This is a genomic window from Streptomyces sp. NPDC029466, assembly GCF_055574515.1.
On sequence record NZ_JBVHZH010000031.1, the window covers coordinates 32,204 to 44,783 of the forward strand.

11 protein-coding genes are annotated in these 12,580 nt (G+C 74.8%); 4 read left to right on the forward strand and 7 right to left on the reverse strand.

All coding sequences use genetic code 11. From position 1 onward, the window contains the following. Positions 1-2: 2 nt before the first annotated feature. Positions 3-1,247: a PP2C family protein-serine/threonine phosphatase gene (locus ACZ4XD_RS23050; protein ID WP_468044853.1), complete on the reverse strand. Its 1,245-nt coding sequence runs from the start codon at positions 1,245-1,247 to the stop codon at positions 3-5. Positions 1,248-1,383: 136 nt separating this feature from the next. Beyond that, positions 1,384-1,704, reverse strand: coding sequence for a GYD domain-containing protein (locus ACZ4XD_RS23055; RefSeq protein ID WP_468044855.1), 321 nt, complete (start codon positions 1,702-1,704; stop codon positions 1,384-1,386). 401 nt (positions 1,705-2,105) lie between these two features. Between ACZ4XD_RS23055 and ACZ4XD_RS23060 the strand changes: the two genes are divergently transcribed. Together ACZ4XD_RS23060 and ACZ4XD_RS23065 are read left to right on the forward strand one after the other, a co-directional pair. After that, positions 2,106-3,227: an MFS transporter gene (locus ACZ4XD_RS23060; protein WP_468044974.1), complete on the forward strand. Its 1,122-nt coding sequence runs from the start codon at positions 2,106-2,108 to the stop codon at positions 3,225-3,227. A 97-nt stretch (positions 3,228-3,324) separates the two neighbouring features. Further along, on the forward strand, positions 3,325-4,437 hold the full coding sequence (locus tag ACZ4XD_RS23065; RefSeq protein ID WP_468044857.1) for a sugar ABC transporter permease: 1,113 nt from the start codon (positions 3,325-3,327) through the stop codon (positions 4,435-4,437). On the opposite strand, the gene ACZ4XD_RS23070 is transcribed toward ACZ4XD_RS23065, so the two are convergent. After that, the gene (locus ACZ4XD_RS23070) at positions 4,427-5,653 is read right to left on the reverse strand and encodes an acyl-CoA dehydrogenase family protein (RefSeq protein ID WP_468044859.1); all 1,227 of its coding nucleotides are present in this window, start codon (positions 5,651-5,653) and stop codon (positions 4,427-4,429) included. The two genes, ACZ4XD_RS23065 and ACZ4XD_RS23070, sit on opposite strands and share 11 nt — an antisense overlap. A 148-nt stretch (positions 5,654-5,801) precedes the next feature. On the opposite strand from ACZ4XD_RS23070, the gene ACZ4XD_RS23075 reads away from it, so the two are divergent. Beyond that, positions 5,802-7,598, forward strand: coding sequence for a CoA transferase (locus ACZ4XD_RS23075; RefSeq protein WP_468044861.1), 1,797 nt, complete (start codon positions 5,802-5,804; stop codon positions 7,596-7,598). Then, positions 7,595-9,250, forward strand: a complete 1,656-nt coding sequence (locus ACZ4XD_RS23080; RefSeq protein ID WP_468044863.1) for a class I adenylate-forming enzyme family protein — start codon at positions 7,595-7,597, stop codon at positions 9,248-9,250. The genes ACZ4XD_RS23075 and ACZ4XD_RS23080 overlap by 4 nt, the downstream gene beginning before the upstream one ends. A gap of 63 nt (positions 9,251-9,313) precedes the next feature. Here the strand turns inward: ACZ4XD_RS23080 and ACZ4XD_RS23085 are convergent, their stop codons facing one another. From ACZ4XD_RS23085 to ACZ4XD_RS23100, 4 genes are all read right to left on the reverse strand, one after another. Continuing rightward, positions 9,314-10,114 carry an ABC transporter substrate-binding protein gene (locus ACZ4XD_RS23085; RefSeq protein WP_468044865.1) on the reverse strand — a complete coding sequence of 267 codons (801 nt, stop codon included), beginning with the start codon at positions 10,112-10,114 and terminating at the stop codon, positions 9,314-9,316. Beyond that, complete coding sequence (locus ACZ4XD_RS23090) at positions 10,072-10,935, reverse strand: metal ABC transporter permease (RefSeq protein ID WP_467162716.1); 864 nt, start codon at positions 10,933-10,935, stop codon at positions 10,072-10,074. The genes ACZ4XD_RS23085 and ACZ4XD_RS23090 overlap by 43 nt, the downstream gene beginning before the upstream one ends. After that, the gene (locus tag ACZ4XD_RS23095; protein WP_468044976.1) at positions 10,932-11,546 is read right to left on the reverse strand and encodes an ATP-binding cassette domain-containing protein; all 615 of its coding nucleotides are present in this window, start codon (positions 11,544-11,546) and stop codon (positions 10,932-10,934) included. Before ACZ4XD_RS23095 ends, ACZ4XD_RS23090 begins: the two co-directional genes overlap by 4 nt. A 278-nt stretch (positions 11,547-11,824) precedes the next feature. Continuing rightward, positions 11,825-12,472, reverse strand: a complete 648-nt coding sequence (locus ACZ4XD_RS23100) for a sigma-70 family RNA polymerase sigma factor (RefSeq protein WP_468044867.1) — start codon at positions 12,470-12,472, stop codon at positions 11,825-11,827. Positions 12,473-12,580: the final 108 nt, after the last annotated feature.

Consider the following 12,580-nt stretch of genomic DNA (forward strand, 5'->3'; position numbering starts at 1 on the left):
AACTACAGCCGGATGACGACGAGGGCGATGTCGTCGCGGGCGCCGGCGCTGACGCCGAGGCGGGTCAGCAGGGCGTCGGCGAGGCGTTCGGGGCTGAATGTGCTGTAGCGGGTGAGGGCGTCGGTGAGCCGGGTGAGGCCGGTGTCGATGTCCTCGTCGCGGCGTTCGATGAGGCCGTCGGTGTAGAGGACGAGGGTGTCGCCCGGCACGTACGGAAGGTGGGCCTGGGGGCGCGGCACCTGTTCGGGGTGGGCGCCCAGGGGCGGGTCGGTGGCGCGGTCCAGGAGTTCGTGGGTGCCGTCGGCGTGCAGCAGGACGGGCGGGGGATGGCCGGCGCTGCTGTAGGTGACCTGGTGGCCGGCGGTGTCGATCAGTACCTGGACGGCGGTGGTGGCCAGCGCCTGGTCGACGGAGCGGGCGTACAGGCCGAGGACTTTCAGTGCCTGGGCGGGACCCTCGACGGAGCGGGCGGCGGCGCTGAGGGCGCTGCGGAGCATGCCCATGACGGCGGCGGCATCCAGCCCGTGGCCGACGACATCGCCGACCGCGACGGCGAAACCGTCCCCGGGCAGGTCGACGATGTCGTACCAGTCGCCGCAGACGTTCAGGGAGCCGATGGCGGGCAGGTAGCGCACCGCGATGTCACGGTGCCCGGCGAGGTCGGGGGAGTGGAGCATGGCCTCCTGGAGGGTGAGGGCGACCTGGCGTTCGCGGGCGTGGGCCCGGCGCAGTTCCTCGTTGAGGTGCTGGAGCGCGCGGGCCCGGACGTACAGCTCGGCCTCCATCGCCTCCTCGCGTTCGCTCAGCCGCCCGCCGGGCATCGGGCGGGCCCGGCGGGAGTGGACAAAGGCCGTCACGTCCTCGACCCGGTGGATGATCCACGCCACCCTGCCGTCCGGCCCGGGGACGGGGGTGTTGATCGTCGACCACCAGCGCTCCTCGAACTCCCCGGGCCGCTCCGTCACGGGGATGTCGTACCGCTGCACCGCCATCGTGTCCGGCTCCCCGGTGGACAGCACGCGGCGCAGTGAGGGGTGCAGGTTCTGCACCCCTTCGGCGTCGGGGTCCGCGGGGTTGTCGGGGAAGGCGTCGAAGACGTACTGGCCGAGCAGCTCGTCGCGGGTACGCAGGGTCGCCTGGAGGTACGCCTGGTTGACGTCCACGATGACCAGCTCCGGATCGAGGACCAGGCATGCGCTCGGGGTCGCGGCGAACAGCGCCGCATGATCGAGCTCCGGTCTCCTCACGCTCCCTGCCCATCCTCCCGCGGCCCGGTGCCGCCGGCCCTCGTCCGGCCCGCCGTCCACAGCCGCCGCGTGGCCCGCGTCCGCCGTCGGCCTCGCGCACCGCGCCGCGGGTCCGTCCGTCCCGGGCAGCGGCGGATCACGCCCCCGGCGGGCGGAAGCTGACCGACTTCTTGGTGGCCTCGTCGATCTCCTCGACGGTCAGCAGCGGAATCGTCTTGGAGTGCAGGGCTCCGCTGGCGCGGACGGTCATGGCGATGGCGGCCATCGACACATGGTCGGGGAAGTCGAGGACGCAGTAGAAGTCGGCGTCCCCGTAGGCGAAGTAGAGCGTCTCCAGCGTGCCGCCGCACGAGCTGACCACCTGCTCGACGGCCGCCTTGCGTCCGGTGCCGCCCTCGGCGAGCAGACCCTTCATGCCCTCGGCGGTATAGCTGGCCTGCACCAGGTACTTCGGCATCCGGCTCTCCCATGCTTCGGCCCATGCGACAGCGGACCGCGATACGGCGGTCACACGGCCACCCTCGCCCGTGGGGCGCGGACCGGCCAGCGGGCGGACGCCGGATGGATGAGCCGTCGGACGCGGTCGGACTCCGGTGGCGGGCCGCCGGGTCCCGAGGCCGCCCGGTGAAGTCCGGGCGTGGCACCGAAGGGGCGCGGCGAGTTCTCTCGCCCGCAGGCTGCCGGGAACCAGGCGCCGGGACCGTACGACTGACTGGAACGGGGCCCGGAGGAGGGCCGGAGCTGTGGGGAGGGCGCGTGCTGGTGAAACGTGGCAGGGAACCGGAGGCCGCCGGGCCGGACGGTGGCGTCGCACGGGCGCCGGGCGGCCGGTCGCTGACCGTGCTGCTCACGGCGGCGATGGCGTTCTCCATGCTCCAGCTGTTCGTGATCGGGGCGCTCGGGCCGCGGCTGGTCGGGGAGTTGGGGATCTCGCGCACGGTGCTGGGCCTGACCACCACGGCGGGCTTCGGCGCTGCGGCCGTGCTGTCGCCGTTGGCGGGCCGGCTGGTGGACCGGGTGGGCCCGCGCCGCTGTCTGATCGCCCTGCTGCTGCTCACCGCCGCCTCGCTCACGCTCATCGGTGCCGTGCCGGGGGCCGGCGTGCTGCTGCTGGCCGTCGCTCTCGGCGGCGTGCCGCAGGCGCTGGCCAATCCCGCCACCAACAAGGTGATTCTCGCGGCCGTTCCGGCCGAACGCCGGGCCGCCGTCACCGGCTGGAAGCAGTCCGGGGTGCAGTGCGGGGCGTTCGTGGCGGGGCTGCCGCTGTCGCTGCTGGCGGCGGGGGTGGGCTGGCGCGGCGCGGTCTGGGCGGCGGCGGCCGCGGCGGCACTGGCCGCGCTCTGGGCGGCCCGGGCGCTGCCGGCCGACCGGCCTCCGGCCGCCGCGGGCCCGCCTGCCGCGGCCTCGTCCCCCCGCGACACCTGGCGGCTGGCCGCCTTCTCCCTGCTGCTCGGCTGTGGCATCGCCTCGGTCAACACCTACCTGGCGCTGTTCGGCTCGCAACGCCTCGGGCTGACCCCGACCACGGCGGCGGCACTGGTGGCCGTCCTGGGAGTGGCCGGTATCGGCGGACGGGTCGGCTGGGCACGGGCGGCGGGGCGGCCGGGCTGGGCCGAGGCGCTGCCGGCGCTGCTGGCGGCCGGTGCGGTGGGTGCCGCACTGCTGCTTGTCGCCGCGCTCCGGGTGCATCCGCTGGTGTGGCCGGCCGCCGTCGCGGTGGGTTCCTTCGCGGTGTCGGCGAATGCCGTCTCCATGGTGCTGGTGCTGCGGAAGGCGGCGCCCGGCCGGGCCGGGAAGGACTCCGCGCTGGTGTCGGCGGGGTTCTTCGCGGGGTTCGCGGTGGGGCCGCCGCTGTTCGGCGCACTGGTCTCCGCGACCGGGTACGGGCCGGGCTGGCTCCTGGCGGCGGCCGAGTTCGCGGCGGCGTCGGCGATCGCCGTTCCCCTGATGCTGCGTCGTGCCGGAGGATCCGATGCATGAGAGGGCGCAGGAGAGCGCGCACGGGACCGCCCGTGGGACCACTCGTGGGACCGCCCGTGAGAAGGGCCCTGAGCAGCGTCAGGAGACGACCGGCCACGTGCCATGGGCCGACCGGGCCTGGACGGCGGTGCTGGAGCGGACCGGGCGGACGGCGGCCGAAGTGGGGCCGCGCTTCCCGCTGTACGCCGACCCGGAGAGCGGCACCTGGAAGACCACCTCCCGGGGTTCCTGGACGGGCGGCTTCTGGGCCGGACTGCTCTGGCTGCGCGCCCTCACGTCGGGCGCTCCCCAGGACCGGGCGGCCGCGTCCGAGTGCACCCGGAGACTGGCCCACTGGACCGACCAGGACACCGCCACCCGCGGGCTGATCTTCTGGTACGGCACCGCGCTCGCCGCGGGGCCCGGGGGTGACGGCCTGGCGGCCGGGCTGCGGGAGAGCGCGGCCCGGTCCTGTCTGGCGGCGTACGACCCGGAGCGGGAACTGGTGCCCTGGGGCGCGGCGTTCGGCGGCCCCCGGATGCTGGCACGGGTGGACGCGGTGCCGGGGCTGGTGCCGCTGCTCGCGGGCCTGGGCACGGCGGGAGAGCGTGCGGCGTACGGCCACTTGACCCGGCATCTGACGCTGAGCCGCAGCGAGCACCCACCGCGCCCGGCATGGCAGGCCGGACCCGAGGACGGCTGGACGCCCTGCGCCGAACCCGCACCCGGATGGAGCCGCACCACGCCCTGGCTGCTGCTCGGCCTCGCGGACGGACTCCACTGCCTCACCGACGGGCTCAACTCCCGTGCGGCCGGGGCCCTGTGGGAGGCGGCGGACCGGCTCACGGCGCCGCGGCTCGCCCCGACCGCACCGCTCACCGCATCGCGCCTCGCCCCGGCCGCCCCGCTCGTCCCGCCGGCACAGGAGGGGCAACCGTCCGGCCCGCTCGACACCTCCGCGGCCGCCATCGAGTCGGTGGCCCTGCTGAAGCTGGCCGCACTGGCGCGGGCGGCGGACCGCGGCGAGGAGGCCGACCGGTTGACCACGCGGGCCCGGCAGATCCTGCACCGCCTGTGCACCGGCCATCTCTCGGCCCGTGGGGCGCTGACGGACGGGTGCTACGACGCCGCCCGCGCCCTCGCCCCGCGCCATGAGCTGATCTGGGGCGACTTCTTCCTGGCGACGGGACTGGCGCTGCTCACCGGCCGGATGGCGCCGTTCACGACGTGACGGGGTAACCGCGCAGCACCCGGCGGGCCACGGCCGTGATGTGCAGCTCGTCGGGGCCGTCCAGCAGCCTGGCCGTGCGGCCGGTGCGGAACAGTCCCGGCAGCGCGGTGTCCGGGCCGAGCCCGGCCGCGCCGTGCACCTGGATCGCGGCGTCGGCCACCTGCTGAAGCATGCGGGCCGCCGCCACCTTGGCCAGACCGGTCTCCAGCCGGGCATCAGCGCCCGCGGCCAGCCGGGCCGCCGCCTCATGGACCAGGGGCCGGGTGGAACGGATGGCCAGCAGCGAATCGAAGACCATCTGCTGGACGAGCTGACGGTCCGCCAGCGGTCCGGCCGACTGGCTCCGCGACCGGGCCCGCGAACACATCAGATCGAAGGCCCGCTCGGCCTGGCCGAGCCAGCGCAGACACCGCAGCACCCGGCCGAGCACCAGCCGCTCCCCGGCGATCCGCAGCGCCTGGCCGGGTGCGCCCACCACCTGCTCGGGCGGCACCGCGACACCGTCGAGCTCGATCTCCCACTGGCCGCCGGCGCCCAGTACCGGCAGCTCCCGCACCACCGTGAACCCCGGGGCCGACACGGGCACCAGAAACAGCGACAGGCCGTCCGTACCGGGCCCTTCGTCATCCACCCGCGCCAGCACGGTGACCAGATCGGCGTCGCCCGCGCCCGAGGTGAACCACTTGCGGCCGTGCAGGACCCAACCGCCCGTGGCGTCCGAGACGGCCCGGGTCGCGGTCAGCCCCGGGTCGGTACCGGGGGTTTCGGGCTCGGTCATCGCATAGCAGGTCCGCACCTCGCCGTCGGCGATGCGCCGCAGATACCGGTCCCGCACGGTGTCGTCGGCATGCCGGGCGAGCATCAGCACATCGAGGAGGGGCGCCGAACCGAGTGCGGCGGGGCCGTGGTCGCTGGCCCCTTCGGCCTCCGCGACATGGAAGTAGAGCGGCAGGCCGAGCCCCTGGCCGCCGTACTCCTCCGGCAGCGGCAGGGCCCACAGGCCCGCCCGCTTCGCCTCCGACTGGAGTCCGCGCAACGCGGTGCGCGCCGTGTCGCCACCCGCGTCCAGCACCGGCTCGCACGGCATCACCCGCTCCCGTACGAAGGCCCTGACCCGCTCGCGCAGGGCCTCGGCCTCGGGCGGGCAGCCGGGCTGCCCGAGTCCGGCGGCCCCGAGGGGCGGGTCCGTCGCCGATAGGTGCTGCTCAGGGTTCATGGCGTGCACGGCCTCCTCCACATTCACCGGGAACTCGGTGAACCGACAGTCCGACTTACTGGCCGTGGAGTTGGTCGGCGCGGGAGGCCGTCCGGTTCCCGTGTCTGTGTGTGAACCAGGCGGCGGTCCGCCGCCGGAGAGGAGTGCCGTGGGACACCCTGCCGTCATCCGCGCGTCCCGACCGCTGGAAGAGGTGACCGTCCGGGTCGCGGGCCCGTCGGCGCTCACCGCGCCGGCGGCCGGCCATCTGCGGGCGCTCGGCGCGACCCTGACACCGCAGACGCCCGGGGCGCCCACCGGGCCGGCGACCTTCGAGGTCACGGGCGCGCCGGGCGCGGCCACCGCGTACACCTCCTGGGCCGATGTCCTGCCGGCCGCGGACGCCGTCGACGAGGCCACCGTCCAGGCGGCCACCGGCATGATGCAGGTGCACGGCAGACGCGACGGCCGGCCGCGTGGTCTCGCCGTCGACTACGCCGCCACCTGTGCCTCCGTGCTCACCGTGCAGGGCCTGCTGGCCGCCCTGCTCGGCCGGGCGCGCGGCGGCGCGCACCCCGCGCAGGTCACCACCGGCGCCGACCGGGCCGCGCTGCTCACCCTCGGCCAGTACCTCGCGGCGGCGAACGCCCCGGAGGCCGAGGCCGTACCGCTGGCGCCGGGAGGGCCGCCGTTCACCGCCCGATGCGGCACCCGGTTCGAACTGGAGGCGCTGGACCCCGCCCCCTGGGCCCGGTTCTGGCGGGAGCTGGGCGCGCCGGAGGAGGCGATCCGCACCGGCTGGCAGCCCTTCCAGTTCCGGTACGCCACCGCCTGCGCCCCGATACCCGAGGCCCTGCACCGGGCGGCCGGTGCCGTGCCCTGGGCGCGGGTGCAGCAGGCGGCCGCCGCCTCGGGGGCAGAGGTGTGTGCCCTGCACGCCCCGGCCGCGCTGCCCGGAACGACGGCCACTACGGCGCCCTGGACCCTGACCCCCCGGACCGCGGGCCGGCCCCTGCCGGCCACCGGCACCGCCTCGCACGCCGCGCTTCCCCTCTCCGGGCTGACGGTCCTGGAAGCGGGCCGCCGCATCCAGGCCCCGCTCGCCGCCCATCTGCTCCGTCAGCTCGGGGCGGAGGTCCTGCGGATCGAGCCCCCCGGCGGTGACCCGCTGCGCGGTATGCCGCCCTGCTGCGAGGACGTGTCGGCCCGCTGGCTCGCGCTCAACCGGGGCAAGGACGCCGTAGAGATCGACATCAAGTCCCCCGTCGGCCAGGCCGAGTTGCGGGAGCTGGCCTCCGGCGCCGATGTCTTCCTGCACAACTGGGCGCCGGGCAAGGCCGAACAGCTCGGCCTGGACGCCGACCGGCTGGCGGCCGTCAACCCGGGGCTGGTGTACGCCTACACCAGCGGCTGGGCCGGGCGGCTGCCCGAGGCCCCGATGGGCACCGACTTCATGGTCCAGGCACGCATGGGCATCGGCGCGCTGGCCCGCCCCGCCGATGAACCGCCCGCGCCGTCCCTGATGACCCTCATCGACGTGCTCGGCGGACTGCTCGGCGCGGAAGCCGTGATCGCCGGGCTGCTGCTGCGCGAACGCGGCGGCAGCGGCGTACGGGTGGAGTCCTCGCTGCTGGGCGCCGCGGAAGCGCTCACCGCACCGGCGCTGCACCGGGCGGCGGCCGGCGGGGAACTCCGCCGTCCCGCGGGTTTCCGCCGTCCGCTGCCGACCGCCGACGGCTGGATCGCCCCCGCCGACGACTCCGCTCCCGCCGCCCGGGCCCGCGCGGCCCGTTGGACGGAGCTGACCTCCGAGCAGGCGCTGGCCGAGCTGCGGGCCGACGGGCCGGCCGCGACCGCCGTGACCACCGACCTCAGTGCGCTCCCGCAGGACCGGCGCCTCAGCGGTGCCTTCGCCCGTGACCCGCACGGCTCCCTCGTCGTCCCCACGCCCTGGAGATTCGTATGACCCCGCGGATACCCGACCTGGTCCCCGGCCCGCTCCGCCGCGCCTGGGCGGCGGAGGGACACTGCCCCGATCTCGACCTGTACGCGCTGTTCCGGGCACACCGGATGCGTCACCCGCGCCGGACCGCCGTGATCGACGCACAGGGCGAGACCACCTACGCCGAGCTGGACACCGAGGTCCGATGTCTGGCCGCCGGTCTCGCCGAGGCCGGTATCCGTCCGGGCGATGTGGTGGGCGTCCAACTGCCCAACAGCAGAGCGGCGGTGGCCGCCGACCTCGCGCTGGCCGCCATGGGCGCGATCGCCCTGCCCTTCCCCGTCGGGCGCGGCGGCCGCGAAGCCGTGTCGCTGCTCGGCCGCTCCGGGGCACGCGCGGTGGTCGCGGCCACCACCTACCGGGGGAGCGAGCACGCCAGGGAACTGGCGGAACGGGCCGACGCCCTGCCCGCCCTGCACACCGTGATCGCCACCGGTCCGGGCCCGGTCCCCGCCGGCTGCCGGTCGTTGGCCGAACTGACCGGCGATGAGCGGGCCTTCACCCCCGAACGGCCCGCCCCCGACTCCGCGGCCCGCATCCTGGTCTCCTCCGGCTCCGAGGCGGAGCCGAAGATGGTGGCCTATTCGCACAACGCGCTCGCCGGCGGCCGGGGCAATTTCCTCGCCTCGCTGCTGACGGACGGCACACCGCCCCGGTGTCTCTTCCTCGTCCCGCTCGCCTCGGCGTTCGGCAGCAGCGGCACCGCGGTGACCCTCGCCCGGCACGGCGGCACCCTGGTACTGCTCGACCGCTTCACGCCGGAGGCCGCGCTGGCGGCCCTGCGCGCCCATCGGCCCACCCATGTGCTGGGCGTGCCCACGATGGTGCGCATGATGGTGGAACGCTGCGCCACGCAGGGCCGTACGGCGGACGGGCCGACGGCGCTGGTCCTGGGCGGCTCCGCGCTCGATGCGGCCACCCACGACGAGGCGGCCCGGGTCTTCGGCTGCCCGGTGGTCAACCTCTACGGATCGGCCGACGGGGTCAACTGCCATACCGGCTTGACGCAGCGGCGCCCGCTCCCGGACGACGGCCCGGGGATCGTGGTGGGCCGGCCCGACCCCGCCGTCTGCGAGATCCGGATCGCGCCGCCGCCCGGCGCGGCCTCGGACGGGACCGGGGAGATCCTCGCGCGCGGCCCGATGACCCCCCTCTGCTATGTCGGCGCCCCCGAGCTGAACATGCGCTACCGCACGGCGGACGGCTGGGTACGCACCGGTGACCTGGGGACGCTCGCCGCCGACGGCACCCTGCGGGTCGTCGGCCGCCTCAAGGACATCGTGATCCGCGGTGGCGCGAACATCAGCCCCGCGGAGGTCGAGGGCGAGCTCTCCTCGCACCCGGACGTACGGGACGTGATCTGCGTGGGCGTGCCCGACCCGCTGATGGGGGAGCGGCTCGCGGCCTGTGTGGTGCCGCGGGCCGGCCGGGAGCTCACCCTCCAGAGCCTGTGCGCCCACCTCGATACGCGGGGTGTGGAGCGCCGCAAACACCCCGAGCATCTGTTGCCGGTGACCGGCGCGCTGCCGCTCACCCCCGCGGGCAAGCCCGACCGCACCGCCCTGCGGAACCGGATCGCCGCCGGGCTCCCGGCCGAGCCCGCCCGGACGGGGTGACCGGTCGGCGGTGGTGGGCGTGCGCGCCAACGGCCCACCACCGCCCGCCGATTCACCGAGCGGTCAGGACCCGGCGAACGCCTTCTCCATCTGCTGCGCGGCCTTGCGGTACACCGCCAGCAGATCGAGGTCCTGCCCCGGGTAGTTGGCGATGTTCAGCTGCTTGGCGCCCGAGCCGGGCAGCACCGTTCCGGTCGACATGTTCTCGTTGTCGAGCACGAACTCCGGCTTCTTCGCGGACAGCTCGGACAGCTGCGCCGGCGTCACCGCCTCGGGTCCGTAGGTGCCCACCAGCTGCGCCCCGGCGAGCTTGGCCGCCCAGCTGGTGAACATCTGCGCCGTCACCGCCGGGGCCTTCCCGCCGGGCCAGGCGCCCCGCACCTTCTTGTTCAGCGACTCCCACTCCTTGCCGAACGTGGCGTTCCACCGCGCGGCCGCCTTCTGCGTACCGAAAGCCTTGCCCAGACGGGTCACATTGGCCGTCGTCTTCGACGGGGTGTTGTCCAGGTTCAGCTCGATCATCTTGGCGTCGGAGCCCGCCGCCTCCTTGATCCGGCCGGCGAAGGGCTCGAAGGAGGAGTAGAGGACGTAGTCGGCTTCCGCCACCTTGGCCAGATCGGACGGCTTGACGTCGTAATCGGGCGCATGCCGGATCGAGGCGGGGACGATGGAGGTCACCTGCTTCGCCCCGGCGGCCTTCGCCAGTGCCGCCTCCCAGACCGTGGTGGCGACCACCACGGGTCCGGAGGAAGCCTTGTCCGAGCCGGCCGCGGTCTTCTCCGGAGCGGAGCCGCAGCCGGAGATCAGCAGCAGGCCCGCGCTCAGTGCGGTGAGGGGACGGACGAGGCCGCGGGTTCGCGCCATGAGGGAGTTCTCCGTTCAGGGATGAGATGAGCTGCGAGGGCGACCGCACCCGCAGCGAGGACGAGGACCGGCCCGGGCGGCAGGTCCCAGGCCAACGAGGCAAGAAATCCGACGACGTTCACCACCAGCCCGATGCCGATCGCCCAGAGCGTGATCGAGACCAGCGAGCGGCCGAGCCGTCGGGCGGCGAGGGCGGGCAGCAGGGTGAGCGCGTCCACCAGCAGGGCCCCGGTCAGCCGGATGGCACCGGCCACCGCGACCGCCACCAGGACCAGGAGCAGCACGGTCAGCCGCTGCACCGCCACCCCGGAACACAGCGCCAGCTCCCGGTCGTGCAGCAGCAACGACAGCTCCCGGCGCCGCCAGACGAAGAGCGCGGGAAGGGCCACCGCCAGCGCGCCCAGCACCGCGAGATCGGCGGGCCGCACCGCCAGGATCGATCCCCACAGCAGCGCGAAGGCGCCGTTCGCGTTCACCCCGGACAGCGCCAGCATCAGCAGCGCGGCGGCGATGGCCAGGCTCATCAGCAGCCCCATCGCCCCCGACAGCCCGTCCGCCGTACGCGCCAGCGGCGCCACCCCGGCACCGGCCAGCGCACACGCGACGAGCGCACACAACACCGGGTCCAGGCCCAGCAGTTGCCCCGCCGCGATCCCCAGCAGCGCCACATGCATCATCGCGAAGCGCACCGGCATGATGTCCAGCCCGACGATCACCACGCCTACGATCGGCAGCCCCAGAGCGGACAGCAGCAGACCGGCCCCGGCACGCTGTACCGGTACGAGCTGGAGCAGGTCACCGACCTGCCCGAGCGCGCTCACCGGACCTCCCGCAGACGTCCGGCGGCCATCTCCAGCGTCCGGTCGCAGCGCGCGGCCATCGCCCGGTCATGGGTGACCACGAGCACCGTCACCGGCAGCGTGGTGAGCACCTCGGCGGCCTCCTCCTGCCCCGCGAAGTCCAGTGCCGCCGTCGGCTCGTCGGCGAGCAGCACGCCCGCCCCCGCGGCCACACACCCCACCGCCCGCGCCAGATGCATCCGCTGCAGCTGCCCACCGGACAGACTGCTCAACGGACGGTCCCCGAGCGCACCCACCCCGAGGCGCACGGCGGCGCTCGCCGCCTCGTCCGGGGCGCCGCTGCTCGCCAGCAACTCCTTCGCCAGCAGCGGGAAGCGCCCGGCCGCCGGGCGCTGCGGTATCCATGCGCAGGCCCGTCTGCGCCAGGCCCACTCCGCCGCGCTGCGACAGCCCCGCCGCCCGACGAGGATCTCCCCGTCGACCTGCCGGTGCAGCCCCAGCACCGCCCGCAGCAGCGTGGTCTTGCCCGAACCGTTCGTACCGGTCAGCGCGATCCGTTCACCGGCGGCCACGTCCAGATCGACCCCGCTCACGGCCTCCAGGCGGCCATGCCGGCACACCACGCCGTGCATCCGTACGCCGAGACCGGACGCCCTGCTCTCCTGCCGTGCCGCTGGGGACTCCGGCTGCTCATTGCTGCGCTCCACAGCCCACTAGTCGGCCCGGCCGGGCGTCGAGTTCCCGGCCGGGCGGGATTCTCTGTGTCCGGGGTGGCATGGGCCCGGTGCCCGTAGAACACGGCTGGCCGAGGCGCGCGGCCGCTGCTACCGGCATCAGCGCGCCCCGGCCTTCCCCTTCAGCCTCCGCATCCGGCCGCCGCTCCCGGGCCCCGGCCGCCGCGGCTACCGCCTCACGCCGAGGCCGTCGAAGCGGACACCCGCCACGCCGCGCCGAAGCCGGCCGGCGCCGCTTCCCGCTCCGCGCCGTCCGGCCGCCGCACGGTGCTGCCTTCCGCCGAGTTCACCAGCGCGATCAGCGTCTCCCGGGCCCGTGCCACCCGGGACCGGACGGTGCCCACCGGACACCTCGCTACCGAGGCGGCCTGCGCATAGGGCAGCCCGAGCAGTTGCGTGAGCACGAACGCCTCCCGCCGCGCGGGCGCGAGAGCGCACAGCAGATCGGCCAGCACGATGCCCTCGTCGAATCCCGGCAGGATCTCCGGCTGCGCCTGTTCGGCCATGGTCTGCCAGTCGTCGAGCGCGGCGATTCGGGGCCTGGCCCGGTTGGCGCGGATCCGGTCGGCGACCGTGCGCCGGGCGATCGTCAGCAGCCAGGTACGGGCGGAGGACCGGCCCTCGAAGGAGGGGAGGCCCCGGAGGGCCCGCAGATAGGTGTCCTGCACCAAGTCGTCCGCCGCCTGGAAGTCACCGCTCAAATGCGTGACATAGCGCAGCACATCGCGCCGGGTGGCCCGTACGAACCGCTCGACGGCGGCCTCGTCACCGCTACGGCCCGCCAGCGCCCACTGGGTCACCTGGGCGTCCTCAGCCGCACGCATGCGATGCCTCCTCTCCCTCACACAGGTCCATGGGCAGGGATATGTGCGATACCGGCATCTGGGCAGGCGTCATCATCGATAGTCCTTCGCTGGATCCGGCCCGGCGAA